The sequence below is a fragment of the Streptomyces bottropensis ATCC 25435 genome (assembly GCF_000383595.1).
GTDB classification, from domain to species: domain Bacteria; phylum Actinomycetota; class Actinomycetes; order Streptomycetales; family Streptomycetaceae; genus Streptomyces; species Streptomyces bottropensis.
Genome location: NZ_KB911581.1, coordinates 625,696 through 646,301, shown reverse-complemented (window position 1 = coordinate 646,301; position 20,606 = coordinate 625,696). Strand labels below are relative to the sequence as shown.

General features: G+C 67.5%; 17 protein-coding genes. 7 read left to right on the top strand and 10 right to left on the bottom strand.

The genetic code is table 11. From position 1 onward, the window contains the following. Positions 1–273 precede the first annotated feature (273 nt). Together STRBO_RS0102910 and bldG are read right to left on the bottom strand one after the other, a co-directional pair. On the bottom strand, positions 274–708 hold the full coding sequence (locus tag STRBO_RS0102910) for an ATP-binding protein (protein WP_005475921.1): 435 nt from the start codon (positions 706–708) through the stop codon (positions 274–276). Positions 709–815: 107 nt separating this feature from the next. Further along, positions 816–1,157 carry an anti-sigma factor antagonist BldG gene (gene bldG, locus STRBO_RS0102905; RefSeq protein WP_005475923.1) on the bottom strand — a complete coding sequence of 114 codons (342 nt, stop codon included), beginning with the start codon at positions 1,155–1,157 and terminating at the stop codon, positions 816–818. Positions 1,158–1,240: 83 nt separating this feature from the next. Between bldG and STRBO_RS0102900 the strand changes: the two genes are divergently transcribed. After that, positions 1,241–3,715 carry a DEAD/DEAH box helicase gene (locus tag STRBO_RS0102900; protein ID WP_202499631.1) on the top strand — a complete coding sequence of 825 codons (2,475 nt, stop codon included), beginning with the start codon at positions 1,241–1,243 and terminating at the stop codon, positions 3,713–3,715. 237 nt (positions 3,716–3,952) lie between these two features. Here the strand turns inward: STRBO_RS0102900 and STRBO_RS45600 are convergent, their stop codons facing one another. The 4 genes from STRBO_RS45600 to STRBO_RS41295 all read right to left on the bottom strand — a co-directional run bounded on the left by STRBO_RS45600 (position 3,953) and on the right by STRBO_RS41295 (position 7,262). Further along, entirely contained in the window at positions 3,953–4,435 is a 483-nt protein-coding gene (locus tag STRBO_RS45600) for an Rv3654c family TadE-like protein (protein ID WP_020113749.1), read from the bottom strand. Further along, a complete protein-coding gene (locus tag STRBO_RS0102890; RefSeq protein WP_005475926.1) occupies positions 4,432–4,863 on the bottom strand; it encodes a TadE family type IV pilus minor pilin in 432 nt (143 codons plus the stop codon). The genes STRBO_RS45600 and STRBO_RS0102890 overlap by 4 nt, the downstream gene beginning before the upstream one ends. Beyond that, positions 4,850–4,963, bottom strand: coding sequence for a DUF4244 domain-containing protein (locus STRBO_RS41300; RefSeq protein ID WP_028796433.1), 114 nt, complete (start codon positions 4,961–4,963; stop codon positions 4,850–4,852). The genes STRBO_RS0102890 and STRBO_RS41300 overlap by 14 nt, the downstream gene beginning before the upstream one ends. An 868-nt stretch (positions 4,964–5,831) precedes the next feature. Continuing rightward, entirely contained in the window at positions 5,832–7,262 is a 1,431-nt protein-coding gene (locus STRBO_RS41295) for an SIR2 family protein (RefSeq protein WP_078531365.1), read from the bottom strand. A gap of 353 nt (positions 7,263–7,615) precedes the next feature. Here STRBO_RS41295 and STRBO_RS0102865 point away from each other — a divergent pair, with 353 nt between their 5' ends. Beyond that, positions 7,616–8,803 carry a competence protein CoiA family protein gene (locus tag STRBO_RS0102865; protein WP_158690936.1) on the top strand — a complete coding sequence of 396 codons (1,188 nt, stop codon included), beginning with the start codon at positions 7,616–7,618 and terminating at the stop codon, positions 8,801–8,803. A 170-nt stretch (positions 8,804–8,973) separates the two neighbouring features. Here STRBO_RS0102865 and STRBO_RS0102860 read toward each other — a convergent pair whose 3' ends face one another. Next, entirely contained in the window at positions 8,974–10,185 is a 1,212-nt protein-coding gene (locus tag STRBO_RS0102860) for a pentapeptide repeat-containing protein (RefSeq protein WP_005475935.1), read from the bottom strand. 270 nt (positions 10,186–10,455) lie between these two features. Here STRBO_RS0102860 and STRBO_RS0102855 point away from each other — a divergent pair, with 270 nt between their 5' ends. Then, positions 10,456–11,868 (top strand): restriction endonuclease, encoded by a 1,413-nt coding sequence (locus STRBO_RS0102855; RefSeq protein WP_020113744.1) that lies wholly within the window; start codon positions 10,456–10,458, stop codon positions 11,866–11,868. A gap of 106 nt (positions 11,869–11,974) precedes the next feature. Here the strand turns inward: STRBO_RS0102855 and STRBO_RS0102850 are convergent, their stop codons facing one another. The 3 genes from STRBO_RS0102850 to STRBO_RS41290 form a co-directional block, all read right to left on the bottom strand. After that, the gene (locus tag STRBO_RS0102850; RefSeq protein WP_020113743.1) at positions 11,975–14,452 is read right to left on the bottom strand and encodes an NB-ARC domain-containing protein; all 2,478 of its coding nucleotides are present in this window, start codon (positions 14,450–14,452) and stop codon (positions 11,975–11,977) included. A 581-nt stretch (positions 14,453–15,033) separates the two neighbouring features. Next, entirely contained in the window at positions 15,034–16,251 is a 1,218-nt protein-coding gene (locus STRBO_RS0102840; protein ID WP_020113741.1) for a PIN domain-containing protein, read from the bottom strand. 265 nt (positions 16,252–16,516) lie between these two features. After that, complete coding sequence (locus STRBO_RS41290; RefSeq protein ID WP_158690937.1) at positions 16,517–16,837, bottom strand: transposase; 321 nt, start codon at positions 16,835–16,837, stop codon at positions 16,517–16,519. A 184-nt stretch (positions 16,838–17,021) separates the two neighbouring features. Between STRBO_RS41290 and STRBO_RS41285 the strand changes: the two genes are divergently transcribed. The 4 genes from STRBO_RS41285 (at position 17,022) to STRBO_RS0102820 (ending at position 20,542) form a co-directional block, all read left to right on the top strand. Beyond that, positions 17,022–17,231 carry a helix-turn-helix domain-containing protein gene (locus STRBO_RS41285; protein ID WP_078531367.1) on the top strand — a complete coding sequence of 70 codons (210 nt, stop codon included), beginning with the start codon at positions 17,022–17,024 and terminating at the stop codon, positions 17,229–17,231. Between the two features lie 931 nt (positions 17,232–18,162). Next, positions 18,163–18,999: a hypothetical protein gene (locus STRBO_RS0102830; RefSeq protein ID WP_005475947.1), complete on the top strand. Its 837-nt coding sequence runs from the start codon at positions 18,163–18,165 to the stop codon at positions 18,997–18,999. Then, a complete protein-coding gene (locus tag STRBO_RS0102825) occupies positions 18,996–19,976 on the top strand; it encodes a hypothetical protein (RefSeq protein ID WP_005475949.1) in 981 nt (326 codons plus the stop codon). Before STRBO_RS0102830 ends, STRBO_RS0102825 begins: the two co-directional genes overlap by 4 nt. Then, positions 19,973–20,542: a hypothetical protein gene (locus tag STRBO_RS0102820; protein ID WP_005475952.1), complete on the top strand. Its 570-nt coding sequence runs from the start codon at positions 19,973–19,975 to the stop codon at positions 20,540–20,542. The genes STRBO_RS0102825 and STRBO_RS0102820 overlap by 4 nt, the downstream gene beginning before the upstream one ends. The last annotated feature ends 64 nt before the right edge of the window (positions 20,543–20,606 follow it).

Here is a 20,606-nt window from a genome sequence, read left to right as displayed (position 1 = left end):
CCGATCAAAACAGTGCGCGGCAAGCGGAATTGGCCTTCACATGCCCACCAGCAAATGATCCGCGCGCGACCACGTTACTCGAAAGAAGTAACGCCTCAAAGGCATTGACACTTGATCAATTATCACGTGATAGATCGTGAATTCCTTCACGAATTCAGCTGTTCCGATGGGTGCTGATCGGAATAGGTGATCGAAATAAATGCCGGAAAACGCGAAGGGCCCTGCTCAGCAGGGCCCTTCGCGGTAATACTTGAAGTTGAGAAGAGCGGACTGTCAGGGCAGGACGGCGACCGACGGTGTCGTCGGCCAGGTCATGCGGATCAGTCCGCCGTGCTGCCCGGCCGAGACCTCGACGTCGTCGACGAGGCCGCTGATCACCGCGAGGCCCATGTCGTCCTCCTCGATGTCGGCGTCCACGTCACCACCTGCGCCCGACGACTTGTCACCGGGCACGGCGTGCGGCGCCTCGTCGCCGACCTCGATGGAGAACTGCTTCTCCTCCTCGATCAGCGACACCTGCACCGGCGCCGAGATACCGCTGCTCTGATGCAGTCCCACAGCGCGGGTGCACGCCTCGCCGACGGCCAGCCTGACCTCGTCGAGGACGGCCTCGTCCACTCCGGCCCTGCGCGCCACCGCTGCCGCCACCAGTCGGGCGGTCCGGACGTGCTCGGGCAGCGCGCTGAAGCGGAGTTCAACGGTGGCCATGCATCCCCCTCGGAACTACGGGCGTGCGGTCGGAGGGCCGGGCCCATGGGCCCGGTCCCCCTCACTTGTCTCTTGCCGTTCCGGGCACGGGGCCCGGGCGGGCGCGATCAGTCGGTGGCCGCCACCGCTTCGTCGACCGAGGTGTGAATCGGGAACACCTTGGTCAGACCGGTGATGCGGAAGATCTTCAAAATCCGCTCCTGGTTGCACACCAGGCGCAGCGAGCCCTCATGGGCCCGTACGCGCTTCAGGCCGCCCACCAGCACGCCGAGCCCGGTGGAGTCGAGGAAGTCGACGCCCTCCATGTCGACGACGAGGTGGAAACTCCCGTCGTTGACCAGCTCGACCAGCTGCTCACGCAGCTTGGGCGCGGTATAAACGTCGATTTCGCCACCGACCTCGACGACCGTACGATCGCCGACAGTACGGGTCGACAGGGACAGGTCCACGGATCCTCCAGCACCTTGCTATCGAGCGTTCGCCCCTCGGGACACCTCGGCTTGAAAGCCCCCGGGACGGTTCGCCAGCCGCGATGGCATTCAATCACTTACCGGCAGGCGTGCACGACGCCTTGGCTCCATTGTCCGTCACGCCGGTGACACACTCGATGCCGATGGCCAAGAATCACCGATCCGATCGATCCCCGACGGACACCGCTTCCAGCCCCTCGCCGGGCACGGTCCTGGACCGGCTCGCCTCGGGGCCGAGCCGGGCTTCGCGCATCACTCATACGGAGCATGTGCCCCCACGTGCGGGCCGCCATGCAGTCTGGCCCGACCGGATCCGACCGGAAGTGCTGGCCGCCGTACAGGCCGCGGGAATCGAACACCCCTGGGCCCACCAGGCACGCGTCGCCGAGCACGCGCTGGACGGCGAATCGGTCGTCGTCGCCACCGGCACCGCCTCCGGCAAGTCGCTGGCCTATCTCGTCCCGGTCCTCTCGCGCCTCCTGGAGGGCTCCGAAGCCCCCAACGGGCGCGGGGCGACCGCGCTCTACCTGGCCCCCACCAAGGCTCTCGCGGCAGATCAGCTACGTTCTGTGAAGGAATTTTCACAACCGCTGGGAAACGCCGTACGACCGGCCGTGTACGACGGCGACACCCCCGTCGAGGAACGCGAATGGGTGCGCCAGTACGCCAACTACGTCCTCACCAACCCCGACATGCTGCACCGGGGCATCCTCCCCTCCCACCCTCGCTGGTCCTCCTTCCTGCGCGCTCTCAAGTACGTGGTCATCGACGAGTGCCACACCTACCGCGGCGTCTTCGGCTCCCACGTCGCCCACGTCCTGCGCCGCCTGCGCCGCCTGTGCGCCCGCTACGGTGCCGAACCCGTCTTCCTGCTGGCCTCCGCCACCGCCGCCGAACCCTCGGTCGCCGCCCGCCGCCTCACCGGTGTCCCGGTCACCGAGGTGGCGGACGACGCCTCCCCCCGTGGTGAACTGGTGTTCGCCCTCTGGGAGCCCCCGCTCACCGAACTCCACGGCGAGAGGGGCGCGCCGGTACGGCGCACGGCGACCGCGGAGACGGCGGACCTGCTGACCGACCTGGTCGTGCAGGGCGTGCGCTCGGTCGCGTTCGTACGCTCCCGGCGCGGCGCGGAGCTGATCTCGGTGATCGCACAGGAACGTCTGAGGGAGGTCGACCGCTCCCTCGCCCGGCGCGTCGCCGCCTACCGGGGCGGCTACCTCCCCGAGGAGCGCCGCGCCCTCGAACGCGCCCTTCACTCCGGCGAACTCCTCGGCCTCGCCGCCACCACCGCCCTCGAACTCGGCATCGACATCTCCGGCCTGGACGCCGTCCTCATCGCCGGCTACCCGGGCACCCGCGCCTCCCTCTGGCAACAGGCCGGCCGCGCCGGACGCTCCGGCCAGGGTGCCCTCGCCGTCCTCGTCGCCCGTGACGACCCCCTGGACACCTTCCTGGTCCACCACCCCGAGGCCCTGTTCGACCAACCGGTGGAATCGACCGTCCTCGACCCCGACAACCCGTACGTCCTCGCCCCCCATCTCTGCGCCGCCGCCGCGGAACTGCCCCTCACGGACGAGGACCTCCCCCTGTTCGGACCTGCCTGCGAGGAACTGCTGCCGCAACTGGAGGCCGCGAAGCTGCTCCGCCGCCGCGCCAAGGCCTGGCACTGGACCCGCCGCGAGCGGGCCGCCGACCTGACCGACATCCGGGGCCAGGGCGGCCGCCCCGTCCAGATCGTCGAGACCGGCACCGGCCGGCTCCTCGGCACGGTCGACGCGGGCGCCGCGCACACCACCGTCCACGAGGGCGCGGTCCACCTGCACCAGGGCCGCACCTACCTGGTGCGCGAACTGGACCTGGACGACTCCGTCGCCCTCGTCCAGCAGGCCGACCCGCCCTATTCGACCGTCGCCCGCGACACCACCGCCATCTCCGTCCTGGAGACCGACACCGAAGTCCCCTGGGGTGACGGCCGGTTGTGCTTCGGCTCCGTCGAAGTCACCAATCAGGTCGTCTCCTTCCTCCGTCGCCGCCTCATCACCGGCGAGGTGCTCGGCGAGTCCAAACTCGACCTCCCTCCCCGTACGCTGCGCACCCGCGCGGTCTGGTGGACCGTCACCGAGGACCAGCTGGACGCGGCCCGGATCGATCCCGAGATCCTCGGCGGCGCCCTGCACGCCGCCGAACACGCCTCGATCGGCATGCTGCCCCTCTTCGCGACCTGCGACCGCTGGGACATCGGCGGCGTCTCGGTCCCGCTCCACCCGGACACCCTGCTCCCGACCGTCTTCGTCTACGACGGCCACCCGGGCGGCGCGGGCTTCGCCGAGCGCGCCTTCCACACCGCGCGTGCCTGGCTCACCGCCACCCGCCAGGCCATCGCCTCCTGCGAGTGCGACGCCGGCTGCCCGTCCTGCATCCAGTCCCCCAAGTGCGGCAACGGCAACGACCCGTTGCACAAACGGGGCGCCGTACGGCTGCTGACCGAACTGCTCCGCGCAACACCCGACGCTCCACCGGAGGGCCGGGCGCCTTGAGGGAGAGGGGCGGGGCGCCGACCGGGCGAGTAGCGGTGGGCGGGTCCCGTTGGTGGGTCCCGTTGGTGGGTCCCGTTGGTGGGTCCCGTTGGTGGGTCCCGTTGGTGGGTCCCGTTGGTGGGTCCCGTTGGTGGGTCCCGTTGGTGGGTCCCGTTGGTGGGTCCCTGGCGCTGCCCGCACGGTTCTCCGCGCGCGTTTCGCGGCGAACCCGCACGGCTCCTCAGCGGCTCTCCAGCTCTACCCCGGGGCCGGTGAGCCGGGTGGGCCGGGTGGGCCCGCCCGCGCCCTGACCTCGGCGGTGAGTGGTCCCATGTCCGATGCCGCTGTGACGTCCGAGATCTCTCCCTCGACCTCGCAGCGCACGAGCCTGCCGCCCTGCGCCCTCACCACCCGTTCCGCCGTCGCACAGGCCCCTTCGTCGCCCTTCATCCAGTGGTCGGCGGCCGCCAGCGCCGCGAGGTCGGCCGCCGAGGCAGCCTGATGCCGGATCACGACGGCCTGCCCCAGGGCGAGTACGCCCCCGAACACGGCGCACAGCGCGACGATCGCACCGACGGCCCAGACGGTCGCGGAGCCCCTGTCCGACCTGGCCGGGTGGACCGGGTGCGCGGAGCGGGCCGAGTGCGTCGAGCGGGCCGAGCCGGCCGAGTGCGTCGAGCGGGCCGATCTGGCTGCTCGCGGTCGCCGGCCGGAGAAGACGACCCACAAGTCCGCGCTCACCCGGCCCCCACCCCCTCCGTCGTGGCCGCCCCCACCGTCTCCTCCGCCAGGGCCACGGCCGCGTGGCTCAGATCGAGGCCCAGCCCGTCCGGCCCCGGCGCCGGGGCCGAGACGACGACACGCACGAAGTCGCCCTTCCTGCTCACGGCCACCTCCGCCCCGTCCGGCGCCGTGTTCCGGGCCGTCGCCACGACCGTGGCCGACGGGTCCTGCCGGGCTGCCGCCCGGGCACCGGCCCGAGCGGCGTCCACGACCTGGATCTGCGCGCATGCGGCGAACAGTCCCCACACGAGCGCCGTCGCGACCAGCAGCATCCCCGGCAGGACCATGGCCGCCTCGGCCGTCACGAACCCGCCGTCGCCGCCCAGCGCCCCGCCTCGGCGCCGCGATCCGCGCCGCCGTGGTCCACTCCGCTCACGCGCCGCCATTGAGGGCCCGCCCGACGATCTGCTGCAGTTCCTCCTGGACCTGCCCGCTGGTCACGACCTTGTAGAGCACCGCCGCGAAGGCCACCGCAGCCACCGTTATCTAGGGTTGTCAACCCGATCTCCCATGTCAGAGCGGGGGTCACGGCTTCTGGCACGTTAGGCACATAGGTGCGGCGATGGCCGCCGGACCCGCTTGGGGCGGCGGCCAGTGCTTCACGAGTGAACGACTCGTCAGAGCGGGAGATCGAGTTTGACGCGACTGACGGCGGCGAGTCCCGGAATCAAGACGAACGCGGCCCGCTCTGGATCATGGAGTTCATGCTGCAAGATTCATAGGGCTGCGTCCGTCCCATGATCATCCGGCAGATGACACAAGGGACCTCTCACCCCGGGTGTGCTCCGGAGGCCCCGGCCGTCCGGCTGGAGTGTCCCCGCGCTAAGGCGCGGTCAGTGCGAGTCGTTTGCCGGGGTGGCACGGGCCGCACTCGGTGGTGTCCGCCCACAGTCCCCGTCACGAGACGCCCAGCCCTTTCAGCATGCCTCCCTGCCCGCGCCCCCGGCGCAGGCCTCTCCGGCTCCCAAGTCCTGCCGCACCCGCCCACCTCTCGCCGAGAACGGGGCCGTGGAGCTCAGCTGGTCCCGGTTCTGCCGACGGGGCCGGGCTGGTGGTACGAGATCAATGGCCCGGCTGACGTGGCTAGTCGATCTCTGGGTAGCCCGCGACGCCTGTCCTTGCCGACGCGCCACGACGGTCCACTCTTTGGGTTCGTGGAGCCAGGGCCCGCATTACCTCTGCCTCACTGGGGGTAATCTCTCCCTTTCGGGGAGCAAGGTCGACCCGCGTGCGCCTGGTCACCGCATACACGCCATCTCCGATGTCACGGACAAGGTACCGAGCTGTCGACTTCAAAATGATCACCCCTTCGGTGCGCTCTCTGCTGTCATCTTCGCTGAGGCGTTCCAGTCCGTTACACCGGGGCCCCCTTAAAGCGCTCGGCAAGGCGGACACCCCAGGCTTGAGCAAGATCGATTAGCTCGTCACTCACGGCGTCTGTGTGGGCATCGCTGATCTTGGTTGCAGATGCTGCACTTATCGCTCCAAGGCTAATCCGTGGCCCACCGGGGAAGTGCACATAGACAGGACGGGCGACAATCGACTTCCAATGGCTGCTGATGCTGCCACCGCGGTGCGCCGCCCAGCCGACGAATTCGTCATTGCACACTGCCCGCGCGGCCAGAAATTCAGATTCGGGGGTCAGAGGAACTCTTTTCAAGCCTGCGATCGCCCGGTACTGCTTCTCACTAACAGCCCATCGAACTAGCTTTCCCCGAGAGTCGACAACCCAGAGCGCCACATTCGATCTCTTGCCGAGCAGTCCGGCCAATTTTCCCCTATAGTCACTTTCCAGCTTTTCCGCATCATGACTCTGCCACAAGGAAAAATTGCTCTCCATAGCTTTCCAGTGCTCGGCAATTCTTTCCATGGGGGGTTTGTAGTCTACATCCTCGATATGCCTTACTTCCCGGAGGGCCTGTGTGACGTCAGCGTAGCAATCGAGCAGGATTGAGCCACTCCATCGATCTCGAACGAAGCTTTTCGCCCGATTAAATTGTGCTGGCGTTAGACGGAGCCCTTGACGGGAAAGGAGTGCGTATACGCCATACAGGCCAGTGGGATCGGCGCGGTAGAGCTCGTCCAGCCAGCAGCGCACATCAACATCACCGTACGACGTGCCCACCAGGAGGAGAGGGCCTCGTTGCAGGCACTGGTTAAACTCGGAAAGTTGCCATGCCGTGCGCGACTGGAGAAGCTTGTTGTAGTGAGATAGCGAGAAGACGAAATTATCACTCTTCCTTGTCCCATCCCGAGACAGAAGTCCGTGCAGATGGTGGATCTCGTAGAAACCTTCTGGCGCTCGTGGGCGAGCTGTGTCTCGCGAGTAGAAGCGAACGCCATGGTGCTGATGCAGCGCATCTTCGAGTAGATCATCAACGTTCAAAGTCAATAGACTGACGCGGCCGGGACCGCGCTCTGTGGCCACCTCGGCTAGTTCATGATGCAGCGGACCTGGCTCAAATTTCCTCACCGCCTCATCGCTATCCTTCGTGCCATACGTGGCTTCGTATAGGATATCTTTGAGATTGCCAGGTGATGAACGCAGGGCGATTTCGGTGGCAAGCAGGACGTCTTGCCCGGAGAGCATGAGGTCCCGGGCGGCGGTTTCGTCGCGCGTCACCCCGGTTAGAGCCAGGAGTCGAGCCACGAGGACCGGCCAAGTAGGTAGGCCCACGGCGATTGACGGGCCTGCACCGACCAGCACGCCCAGCAAGTCACTTGCTTGGTCGGCAAACTCTTTGAGCTTGGCTTGGACGGTACTGTCGAAGTGCAAGCTGCTCATGGATCATCGCCCTGAGAGGAAAACTTTGACATCCCTCTCTTAACCTAAACCTAGGCTCATATCGGTGCATCCTGGCGCTCGTTCGCCAACCGAAATTTCGTGACGGCGTCGTCAGCCCGATGCGACAGACGTGGCTGCCCAGAAAGTGGCGGACACCGTGCCCGGCTCCGCTGGTGATCCCGTACGACTGGATCGCGCTCTGATGCATTGTCAGTGGCGCCCGCCACACTGGCCTTCTCATCGATGTAGCAGGGGGGCCGATGGCGTTCCGGGCCGTGCACGTGCAGTGGGGGACGGTCTTCGCGCACTTACCCGATCTCGGTTGCGGGCGCTCGTGGGACCAGGTGTGGAGAGTGAGGCCGCCCGCGCCACTGACCTGCGACGAGTGCCGGCACTCGATGCACGCCAAGCGGTCCCCCAGCGGCCTGCGGTTCTTCGCCCACGCCCCAGGGGCCCCGGAATGCGCGCTCGCCGGCGAGACTCTGGCGCACCACCTGCTGAAGCTGGAGCTGGCAGCCGCCGCCCGGGATGCCGGAGCGCACGCGGAGTTAGAGGTCCGCGGACCGGAGGGCGCATGGCGGGCCGATGTACTGGCGAGCGACCCGGCCGAAGCCTGGCAGGTGGCCCTGGAAGCACAGCTCTCGCCCATCACTCCGGACGACATCGTCGCCCGCACGGAGCGGATGCAGGCGGACGGCGTGCCCTCGGTGTGGATCAGCGACCGGTACCGGCCGCGGTGGTTCGGACGGGTGCCCTCGGTACGTGTAAAGGCCGTCGACGGTGGCGGCCTGGCCGTAGTGGAGGGCCTGGCGAAGTTCTCAGGTGGGCAGTGGGAAATGGGCCCGCAGGTGCCGCTCGCGGAGTTTCTGCGGTGGGTGTTCACCGCGCGGGTGGTGTCGCACCTGCGGCGGGCTCCCGTACGCAGCCCCCTCCAGGCTCGGCGTTCGGTCTGGACAGCCCCGCAGTACGCCCAGCAGGAGGCCGCCCACTTGGAGGCGGAGGAACGCCGAAAGCGCCTGGAACAGGAGGAAAAGCGCCGCCTCCGGGAGGAGGAGCAGATCCGGTGGGAGCAGCTCCAGGATCACCGGCGGGAGGACCGAAAGCGGACCACAGAGCGCGGTGATCACGAGGCAGCCATTCAAGCTCTGCTCGAACGGCAGGTCGCCCTGGAGAAGCCGGCCTTCGAGTTCGTGCGCCGGGAGACTGGCGTCCACCCGTTCATCGAGGATGACGCCGTCGTCGAGTTCGCCATGGGCGTCCCCGTGTATATCGGAATGGCCCCGTACGCAGTCATCTGCCCCGTGGCTAGTCGGGTTCCCGCCGTCCGCAACCGTCTCGCAGCGCTGGTGGTGTTCGTCGCGTCCGAGAAGGAGAGGCGGCGCATCGCCGCGCAGGCCCGGCCCGGACAGCGCATCGAGGTTCTAAAGGGCGGCCCAGCCGCCGTGCCGTCTCCACGGCCGCCGACGGGGCAGGCCCCCCTCCCGTGCCCCGACGGAATCGAGGGGACATCCATTCCCCCGACAGCAACACCTCCCGGTTGATACTGGTGACGGTCCCACACCGCATTCCGTGAGGTCGGGTGGGTGATCCCCTTCGCCCAGCTGCTGCGGTCCCTCGGAACTCGAAGTAGTCCTCATCGGCCACATGGGCACCCCGCTGGTCCTGCCGGTGCCACTGCCCGGTCGCGCGAGGCCGTTTTCGCCTCCTTGTGTTACGGGCTCGAGGCCAGCCATTCCGAGGAAAGGATGACCGACTCAGAAGCAGGAGTGCCTGCGTCAGTGAGAAGCCCACTGGGGGCTGGGCCCCTTGCGTCGTGGAATGACACCGTGCCGCCGGAGAACGTCGCGCCCTCAAAGACCACATTGCCGCCGGAGAACGTGGCGCCGTGGAAGAACACCCCGCCGTCGGAGCGTGTTGCTTCGCGGAAGGCCATCGTGCCGCCGGAGAACGTCGCGCCGCGAAAGGAAACGGCACCGCCGGAGAACGTCGCGTCGCCGAAGAACACCCTGCTGCCGGAGAACGTCGCGTGACGGAAGGACACCGCGTTACCTGCAGAGAACGTCGCGCGGTCGAAGGCCACCGTGCCGCCGGAGAACGTCGCGCGGTCGAAGGACACATCCCTGCCGGAGAACGTCGCGCCGTGGAAGGACACCCAGCCACCGGTGGAGAACGTCGCGCGACGGAACGTGACCACACCATGTTTGGAGAAAGTCGCGCCGTCGAAGGACACCACGGCACCGTCCGAGAACGTCGCGCCGTCGAAGTCCATTCGGCCGTCGATGAAGACGCCGGTGAGGTCGAGATCGCAGCCCTGCCAGGAGCGGGGGGTTCCCCGGGGACGCCGGTAGTGGTCGCTGATGAGACGCAGAATCGTGTGCCGCACCTTGCGAAAGGCCAGGTAGCGGTGGTGTTCATCCTGCTGGCCGGGGTCGTCGCCGGGGTCGGGGGTGAAGGGGAGCTGCAGGTAGGCGCACAGGACATCGATGCAGGTCTGGCGCAAGCTGTCGTCGGGGACATCGTCGGCAAGGCCAGCCAGCGCGTGGACGCCACCGAGTCGGACGGCCGGTGAGTCCGAGCCGAGTTTGTCGACAGCTTGGGAGAAGCGCTCGGTGTGAAGCCGGGTGGCCTCGCGGTGAGCGCCGGCTTCGTCGACGCGCTGGCGGCGGTAGGCGACGACAAGGGCGACGAGCGCGCCGGCCCCGGCGACTACTCCGAAGGAGAGTTTCATCAAGTCGAAGAGGGTTTTGGCGTCGAGCTTCGCTGTGCTGTCGATCTCCTGGAAGTCCAGCAGGACCACCAAGCTGAAGAAGATGCCGCCCGCGACAAGGACCGCAGCGCCGAAGGTGACGGTCAGGGCCCGGCCGACCTTCCACAGACGCAGCTCCAGGTCAGGGGTTGATCGCGGCTGTCGGTTCGCTGTCATGAGGATTGAGACAAAGCCCGGAGATCCTCGGTTGCACTGGGCTCAGGGGCATGAAGAACCCGATCGCGCCCACTCCTCATTCGACTGACGCCACCAGCCAGGGTGTCAAACCAGGCGAAACCAAACTGCACCGCCTGCTCTGGCTCCACGCTGGTCACGTGCCTCCGTCCGAGAGCTGCCCCTGAACCCGTGGTGGAGCTGAGAAAGTCTGTCGTGGAGAACCAGAAGCGGGAGGAAGCCAAGCCCATGGCGGCAGGTGGGGGAAGACACGTGAGGGCGGACAGGTCATCGCTGCTGGCGGACTTCAAGCAATTGGGGGCGCTGCCGTCCGCGCACAGGCGGGGCTACCAGTTGGAGGTGCTGCTGGAGCAGCTGTTCAGGCGGGCGCACTTCCGGGTCAACCGCAACGCGTCCGTCGCGAAACCGCGGCAGACGGACTTGGTGGCCCGCTACGGGGACACCTGGTACCTGATCGAGGCCAAGTGGCACAACGGGCCAGCCGACATCGACGTCTTCGATGCGGTCCGGTCACGGATGGAGCGGGCCGCCTCGTCTGCCGTCATCGGCGTCATCATCAGCGTGAACGGCTTCACCGACTCAGCTATGGAGGACCTGCGGCTACGCCGGGACCGTGGTCTGATCCTGCTGTTCGGTGAAGACGAACTGACGCAGGTCCTGACCACGCCGAGGTCACTGGTCAACCTCCTGCGGGTGAAGCGAGAGGAACTGATCACCCACGGCCGCGTACACCTGGCCGCTGCCCCGAAGCCCCGGCGTCGCCGCCGGCCAGCCACAGACCTGCCGGGCTCTGAGGTGCGGCTGCTCGACCGCGCCCTGCAGCCGCTGCCGTACGTCACATCCGGCGGCGGGTTCGGGGAGTTCGTCTTCACAGAGGAGCTGCCCGACGTGGACTGGGCGTTCGGCAGCGGCAGCGGCGTCTCTCTTGACGTGCCGGTCAGGCCGTACAACGAGGACGGCATCGTGGAGTTGCTGTATGGGCTGGACTCCATGGGGTGGACCAGCGCCGAGCCGCGATGGAATATCCAGCAGTCCGGCGCGAACTGGCATGGTGTTGGCGCGCGGGAGTTCGCGCAGGCGCTGCGCGCCTGGAAGAAGCGTGGGAAGACCCTGGAGAACGCGCACGACACCGAGCAGGTCTCCTACTTCGACACCTGCCAGGGCGGAGGCTTCTACACCCTCACTGCGACCATCGCCATGCATCACTTTCGGCCGGTCTACGACTGCCATCTGTCGTTCCAGCTGCCCGGCGTCCCCGTGGACTTCCAACCGATCCGGCACCTGCTAGAGCAGTTCGACGCAGCGGCGTTCAGCTACTTCCGTCCGCTGAGCATCGCAGGCATCGTGAGGCATCACCTCGAGGAGAGGGTGGCGCTGGAGCCCGTCGGTTACGTCGTCTCGCACAGTGCCCTGGAGTTGGAGGAGGCCGGCGGTGCGCCTACTGAGTGGGTCACTGGCCTTGTGGTGAAAAATCCGTACCGCAGTGAGGACGGCAGGCCGACATCGGACGAGTGGCCGGGCCGGGTCGGAGCGAGCGAACTGCTGGTCTGTGCCCTGCGGTCGCACCACCCGGTCGGCGAGCCGAAGGAGGCGTACCACCTGTACTGGTGGGAGTACGCGCAAAGCTCAGAGGCACTGGTCCTGCGGCCGGTGGTTGACTGGTAGCCCAGCTGCTATGGGGAGCTCGCTGTCGGCGCTGGTGGCTCAGGCCTTCCATTGCAGCCCTGTGCCTGTGGCGCGGCGCTTTCCGTGTCCCCGAGTGGAGTTCCTGTCACTCATGCAGATCGTATGCAAACAGTCCGCGCGCCCCGCCTGTAAACAGGGCGTGCCCGTCGGGACTCCAAGCACAGGATGAGAGGTTGCTGTCGACCCGCATCATGGTCAGCAACTCGCCGGCGAGGTTCCAGATCCGCACTGTGCCGCGCGAGTCGCCTGTGGCGAGGCGGGTGCCGTCCGGGCTGAACGCCACCGCGTGCACCTCGCCCGCGTGGCCGGTCAGGGTGTGCAGGGTGGCCCCGGTGGCGGGATCCCAGATCCGCACCGTGCTGTCGGTGCCCCCGGTGGCGAAGCGGGTGCCGTCCGGGCTGAACGCCACCGCGTACACCACGCCCCCAGGGCCGGGCGGGGTGTGCAGGGTGGCCCCGGTGGCCGGGTCCCAGATCCGCACCGTGCCATCGGTGCCCCCGGTGGCGAGGCGAGTGCCGTCCGGGCTGAACGCCACCGCGAACACCGCATACGCGTGGCCGGTCAGGGTGTGCAGGGTGGCCCCGGTGGCCGGGTCCCAGATCCGCACCGTGCTGTCGGTGCCCCCGGTGGCGAGGCGAGTGCCGTCCGGGCTGAACGCCACCGCGTGCACCTCGCCCGCGTGGCCGGTCAGGGTGTGCAGGGTGGCCCCGGTGGCGGGATCCCAGATCCGCACCGTGCTGTCGGTGCCCCCGGTGGCGAAGCGGGTGCCGTCCGGGCTGAACGCCACCGCGTACACCTCGCCCGCGTGGCCGGTCAGGGTGTGCAGGGTGGCCCCGGTGGCGGGATCCCAGATCCGCACCGTGCTGTCCAAGTCGCCAGAGGCGAGGCGGGCGCCGTCCGGGCTGAACGCCACCGCGAACACCGCGCCCCCAGGGCCGGGCGGGGTGTGCAGGGTGGCCCCGGTGGCAAGGTTCCAGATCCGCACCGCGCCGTCGTTGTCGCCGGTGGCGAGGCGGGTGTCGTCCGGGCTGAACGCCATCTCGTACACCACGCCCCTGTGGCTGGTCAGGGTGCGCAGCAGTGCGGGGTCGGGGAGGTCGGGTGGCGGCCAGCGATTGATAAGGCGGGGCGTGCTCGACGGGTGGCCGTGTGCGGGCCAGTGGGGTGCGTTGGTGATGCGGCTGCGCAGGATGGTGTCGAGGGCGTGGGCGGGGGTGGTGGGGGTCAGCAGATGCGCGGCCTGGGCTAGTTGCCGGGCGAGGGTGTGAGCGGGTGGGCCGATGCGGTCGAGGTCTCGCCAGGTGGCTGTGGGGCCCCGCTGATGCAGCCGGGTCCGCACCCAGAAGAAGTCTTGCGCCACCATGCTGGCCTGGGCATCGCGGCCGGCGTGCAGGAGGTGCTCGATGAGGTGGTCCAGCAGGTAGCCGTACGGGGTGTGCCACCAGGCGGTGGCTCCGGTTTCGGTGCGGGGCAGGGTGGCGGCGACGGCATCGAGCAGGGCCGCGTTCGCGGCCCGTAGCCCGGTTTCGCCCAGTTCGGCGCGCAGGTAGTCGCGGATCACGTCATGCAGGGTGACCGCCCCGCCGGGAACGGTGCGGTCGAGGCCGATGAGGGAGAGGTCGGCCATCTGTTTGCACAGCGAGCGGGTGGCCGTCTCGTCGAGACCCCCGGTGGCCTGCCACAGGGCGGCAACCAGGGCGATGGGTACGGCCTCGTCCTCGGCGAAGATGCCGAGCTCGGCGAACCGCTGCTCGGCGTGCGCGGGCTGCAGGAGGGTGACGGCGGCCCGGACGCTGGCGCGTACCGCGGTGTTGCGGCGCTCCGGTTCGTTCAGGTCCAGGGTGTCGCGCGGGTCCTGGGCGGTGGGTCCGTGCTCACGCAGCCGTCGCAGCAGGGCATGCGCCGCCGCGGTGGGGTCGGCGCCGGTGGCCGCCTGCTCGGCGATGAACCGGTTCGCGATGCCCAGCAGCAGCGCCCACCGGCCCGTCGCTTTCACCAGCGACTCCACCACCTGCGACTGCGGCATGGCAGGCAGCCGGTGGGTGAGCAGCTTCCGTGCCTGCTGCTCGGTCATCCGGTCGACCTCGATGGGGGTGGCCGCGTACGACAGCAGTATGTCCCCGTTGCGGGTGGTGAACAGTCGCACGCAGGTGCGCTCAGCGCCACGCAGGAACGGGTCGAGCTGCTCCTTCTCCCACACGTCGTCGATGACGAGAAGGGTGCGCGGCCGTGCGGCGAGGAGGCTGCCGAGGTGCGCTCCGGCGTCCTCAGGGTCGGAACCGGTCTCGGTGGTGTCGCCGGTGATTCGACGCGTCGCCTCGGTGACCTTGGCCGCGATGTCGGCCTTGCCGCGGATATCCCGTCCGATGGTGATCAGGTGAACGCCGCCAGGGAAACGCCGCTGCACCGAGCGCTGTGCGGCGACGTATCTGGCCAGTGTGGTCTTGCCAAAGCCCCCGGCCCCGTGCAGCCCCGCCGTGATCGCGACCGGACCCTCGGTCCGCCGCCGGCGGGTACCGCGCAGCACGGCCGCGATCACGGCGCCAGCCTCGTCCCGGTCCACCCACCACTCCGGCACGGGAGGCGGTGGCGGCCGGCGGACAGCAGCCGCAGGGGCGGCGGGCAGCGTCCGCAACGAGACAGCCAATGCAGTCAGCCCGGCCAGACCTCCCAGGACGCTCGCCACCGGGTCCGCGCTGCCCCACCCGTCCCGCGCCGCCGTAACCACCAGCCACACCCCGGCCGCCACACACAGTGCAATCCCGGCCCCGGCCCCCCAACGCCCCCGCATCTGCATGAATGCGCATCATTCCCCCAACGCCCCCTGCTCGGCCACCACTTTCACCGAACCCCAGCACTGAGTCGGGAACACCCGCGCCTGATCGTGCGCAGCCTCACCTGCCGGTGCAGGTGCTCGATCTCGACGACGTACAGCATGCGCACGGGTCGGTCTCCGGCAGGGTCTGCATCACGCAGGACCGTACGCCGATCTCGCCGCGCAGGCGGTCGATGTGACCGAATAAGCCAGCAGGATCGATGACACAGTTCTTACCGTCACCCCAACTCGCCGCAGGAGTGATCAGATCCCTTCGACGGGCCACCAACCCGAGCTCGCCCGGCGTACGGTCCAGGATCGAGAAGTAATCACCCGCCGGGCGGAGCTTCATAGTCGAACTTCAGCGAGACGTCGGGTCGCATGCCAGTCCGCAGCACAGCCCCCTCGTACGCACGCGACAGACGCGACCACTGCGATCTCGGGGTGTAGAGCCGGGTCCCGAGGCTCTCGCGGATGGTCTGCATCATGGCCTCTTCCTTCGCAGTCATCGGCTTGGGTGGCAGAGGCAACGACCGGTATACGTCGGCGCTGACGGGCTGAGGCCGCTCCGTCCGCAGAAGGGTCAACTGCGGTTCGTCCTCGTCGAGCGACAGCAACACGGACGCCGCGAACTGGCAGCTCGCCCACGCTGTTGCGTCTTCCCAGGTAATCAGGCCGATCAGTCGGCACTGCACAACTGCCAAGCACCACTCCTGCTCGCCGATGCTGTACGACTGCATGGCCTCGATGTCGGCGACCATGGTCTGCCCGGCCGTAACCCATCCGTCGGCTGGCACAACCACCAGGTCCCGACTGGGGCCGATCCCGGCAGTGCAGTCGAACGAGCCGTCCATCGGCAGCCAGCCGCCGTCCGTGGCAGCGGTAAGCAGTTGACTCAGGATCCGCTTCTCCGCCAGGAGGGTACGCACAGCAGTTTCATCGGTCGTCCTCTCGGTGGCGAACTGGCTCACGACGTCAGCCATCCCGGGGAGGAGACGGAACCGATCTTCCATGCCGGCGACGTCCTTGTCCATCGGCGAAGGGAACGTTGCACCGTCCCCGAAGTCCTTGGTGTTGGCACTGACGAAGTACACGGTTTCAGACGGGTTTTTCTTCGCGTACTCCACGGCGGACAACCAGATCGCAGCGTCCCGACTGCCGACCTTGGCCCCTTTGACGAGCCGACATGGACGCAGCAGGTTCGCCTCCCGGAACAGCGCTTCCCTCATAGCCTCCGCACTGGTCGGGATTTGCTCCACAACGGTGCGCCAGCGCTGCCGCCAGGTCCTGCGCACCTCCTCCGGTTCGCTGCGACCGAGCGGCAAGTCCAGACCCCACGGCGTGTTCTCCTGCAGCGCCTTGAAAGCCTCTATCGCCTTCGCGTGACTCTGCTCGTGCTTGATGGCCTGCTGAGCCACCAGCTCCTCCAAGACCATCCACGGCACCGCGACACGCTCCCCGCCCACGGCTTTGATGGCGCGGAGGAAGTCCGCGCCGCTGTCCTCCGGAGTGAGGCCCCAGAAGATGTTCGTATCCAGGATGATCAAAGCCAGCTCCTCCCGCCCTGCTGAGATGTCCCAGGCTTCCAGCCGGTGTGCACGCACGCACCGGGTTTTGGTAACCCGGCGCGCCAGTCGGGCCTGCCCGTCACCTGATGGGGAGCGTAGAACGGTCCACCGACTCCCGTCGGCGGACCGTCGCGGAGGATTCAGCTCATTGCTGGGAAACTCTTCAGGTTCCGCTCTATGGGCTGCTGAACTGCAGCGTTGCACCCGTACAACAGGAACCGCCAAGAGTTTCGTCAATAGTCCCCTATGAGGCTCGTTCGGTCTCGATCTCAGCAGCGAACAGGATTGCCGCGGCTTTGAGAATTCTATTCACTCTACGAAGCTCAGCGTTCTCTCGTTCAAGTCGACGCAGATTAAGAGCTTCGGGTGCCATGTCGCGCACCTTCTCTTCATTCTCCGCATCGGCCTTCTTTACCCAGTGCCGCAACACTTCGGGGTGAATGTTAAGGAGTTCTCCAACTTGGCGGATTACACCGGGACGTCCAGGATCGCCATGCCTTATCGCCGCGACCATCTGCACCCCGCGCTCAATCAACTCCGGTGGATACTTCCTCGGGGCGGGCATGGGGAACTTCCTCTCGAAGGAAAATCCGACTTGTTTAACGGTCGGCGTCGATCGGGTGAGGCGACACGTCATGAACAGCGACCGATTATGCACAGCTGTTCATACCAGTCAAGCATGACTCGATGTTCGAGTCAGATGCGTGTCGTCACCGAAGCTTCCAGACTCGCAGCTACACGCCTTTGGCATGCATCTGAGGCGTCTACGGGAAGCGCAGGGGCTCACCCTTGAGGAGTTGGCCGATAGGAGCGGCATGAGCTTCCGCGGGCTGATCTACATCGAACACGGACGGCGCAACCCAAGTTTGACAACATTGCTCAACCTTGCCCGAGGCTTGCGCGTCTCGCCTTCATCGCTCCTGTCAATCTTCGATAGCTCACAAGTGGAGTCGAAGTAGCAAAACGTGAAACTATAGCCTCCGGGCTGTTGCTATGATTTCCGCCTGCGGCGATCATTCCGCCCTCCGCGGCGCACACAGGTCAAGTAACCGGGCTGGTCCGTTTCGCGCTGACGCAGCTTCGCCTTTCTGTGCAGCGCAGGTATTACTTGATCCCTTGGGTTGCACCTTTGGCGTTAAAGCTTGCGACCTCTTTCGTTATTTGCTGTGCCATAACGGTTTCAGAATCTTGGACAAAGTAGATACCTTGGGTCCCTGCTGTCCGAGATTGATGTACCGCGCCATGCGCCGCCCCGCCTTGCGAGCAGCGACCCGACCATCCTCGGTTTCGGCGAACTCGACGTTCAGCGCATCGCGTTCGGCACGTACCTCCGCCTCCACAGCTACTACGGCGTGCACTACACCCCGAGCACACCTACTTCGAGCGCGAACGGCCTGTCGTCGATGCCGATCCCCACGCGGTTCATCAAGGAGATCGAGGCCGGGTGCGACGTCGTCCTGGACCAGTGCCTATGGCGCCGTGCCGAGCGTGAAGCCTGGCGGCAGGCCGGCCGCGGGCGGCCACCCCCTAATCGAGCTACTGCGGCGCCTTGCCGAGCGCAACCAGAGCAGGGATGCCAACGCGCTGACCGTCCCCCCTCAAGCCTTCGACGACTTCTTCGCCCGCTTCGGCGTCCCGGGCCGAGGACGAGGGCGTGATCCTCTGCAGCGGAGGCCTCACACTCTCGCGGCAGCCCTCCGCGACGTCCGCCGCGCTGAGACCCCCCATCACCCACACGGGCGCAGCTTGCCTCCACCCAGACCAGCATCCTCACAGTTCACCAATACCGGGCGTCAACTTTGCTTGCCCAGCGGCACCTCGAAGATCAAACGCTGTGCATTCATCCAACTACTCTGTGCGCTCGTCTTGTCGGTCCAATAAGGAATCCCTATGAGCTACACAGAGCAGGACGTGCGCGATGGACGACGGTTGATGGACGACGGTCGGCAGAACCGGCTGGTGATCGGGGACAAACTGCTGTCCGTCACGGCCTCGGGCGGCGAGGGTGTCTTCGACCGGTACTGCGACGAGATCAGCCTGAACCCAGGTACAGCCCGCCGGTACCGCCACACCGCCCGGATGTGCACCCCGCCGGTGCGGCAGCTCATCGCCGACAGCGGCGTCCACGTCAGCTACAGCGTGCTACGGGAAGGCGCCCGCCTGGCCCCCTCCGGCAAGCCGTACGACGAGAACTACAGCACGCTGCGGTCCATGCTGAGCCGGGCCCGCGAGACGGGTGCCATCCGAATCTCCGTGACCCAGTACCAGCGAGCCCTCGGCACGGGACCGGCCCTGCAGGACCTGTTGGACCCGGCCGGGGACACCTCCGTGTCTCAGTACCTCGGGGCCCTGCTGCAGGAAAACCCCGCCGAACGGGACAAGATCCTCCGGGACCTGGTTGAGGAGGATGCTGACTTCCGAGACGCGGTGAAGCGGGCCATGGACGACAAGCGACGCCGGGACCGCGACAACCGCATCGACTGCCCCGGCGAGAAGCCCAGCAAGGCCCAGGCCCTGGCCCGCGACCTGGTGCTGCTGCGGGACCAGGCCGTAGCCTTGATGAACCGCTATCCGCGGGCGGTGTCGTTCACCGACGAACAGCGGGCCGCCTGCGAGGAAGCACTCGGTACGGTCGAAGTCCTCGCGATGTGGGTCAAGGTCCGGCTCGGCAGGGAGACGGCTGGCGCGGAGCAGGCCGAGGCCCGGGACCTGGTGACCGTGTCATGAACGCCGTCGCGGACGACGGCGAGGACCGCCTCAACGCCGATATCGAAGAGTTCGCCATCCACGACAGGAAGGGCGGCTGGGCCCGTGCCCTCCTGATCGCCAGGCGTGTTCAACCTGACGAGAACAACGGAGTCGGATTCGAGCAGCAGTCCACAAAGTGGTTCGGCCGAACCACTTTCCGCCGCATCAGTGCGCGGGAGTTCGCCCGCCGCTCGGGAACCAGCCACAAGCGCGTCATGGCCTTTCACGAGGCGTGGAAGCGTGCGGCAGCCGATGGGGTGGTTCCCCCGGTCGCCGCGCTGGAACCCGGCCTCCACGTTGACCTGCCTGACGAGGAGGAGGTGCCGTTCTTCGGCGAACGCGGCTACTACCGCAGCTACGAAGCCCGCATGAACAACGGCGAACGACGGCAGGCGATCGAGCAGGAAGCCGAGCGTGCAGGCATCAAGCCGGGCTCCCCGGTCTACGTGGCTCAGCAGCCGAAGGCCCTCAAGACGGCGATCCTGGCCGACGCCGCGGCCCGTGCCGCCGCTAAGGAGGCCCTGGACGAGTTCGAGCGGCGGCAGGTCCAGGCGGACGGTGCAGACCGGTCGGCGGCCCGTCAGGCGGCCGAGGAACGCGACCGGGCCTTCGCCCGCGCGGAAGCCGCACCTGGCCGCGAGCAGCAGGAGGCGGAGGCTGCGGATGTCGAGCGGGCCGTACGGGCCGTCTCCCGGGAGACGCCCGATCCAGACGTGGCCTTGGCTGTGTTCACCGAGATGACTCAGGTCCGCCTGGGCACGCTGCGGGTGCTGTCGCTGCTGCAACGCAGCCAGGTGCAGTTCACCGACGACCGCCGCCTGGCCATGGCCGAGCTGTGCGGTGCCTCCGAGGCAGCCATCGGCTTCATCCGCGACCTGGTGGCTGGCCCCTACACCGCACTGAATGACGACGCCCTGCAAGCGTTCCTGGACGAAAGCGAGAAGAAGCTGGGATGAGCCCTCGTGACAGCAGCACCCCCTCCCAGACCGAGCAGGACGCGATCGACGTGCTGCTGTGGCTGAACCACAACACCGGCCGCGAGCTGTCATACGCGGACATCGCCCGCGGCACTGGCATCTCCGACGGCCGCCGACTGCGGCGAGCGGTGCCCCGGGCCCGTGCTGCCGCCCACGTGCTCGGTCACCGGCTGGAGCAGTTCATGCCGTCCCGCGACCCGCAGCGGCGCGGAGCCCGGGTGACCCGCTTCCACAAGTCGGGACAGGGCGACGAGTTCGGGGCCCGGGACGCCCTGCTCGCCTGCCGCAAGGCCGTGGCGTACATGGGCGACATGCACCGGGCCTGCACCTTCGAGGCCAACAACCCCAACAGCATCGAGCCAGAGGCATTCGGACAGATGGCTGACGCCGCCGAGGGCTGCATGAAGACAGTCAGCGGTGTGGAGGGCCTGGGCAGCAAGGTCCTTCAGGCGCACGGAACCATGCGGCGCCAGGCCCAGCGGATTGCCGACCTGGAGGCTCAAGTTGCAGAGCTGACTGCCCGCCAGCCCGCTGCCTCCGCATAGGGCGGGAGACGCTAGCAGTGACCAGGGACCGGGCATCGCCCGGCCCCTGGTCACTGCTAGACAC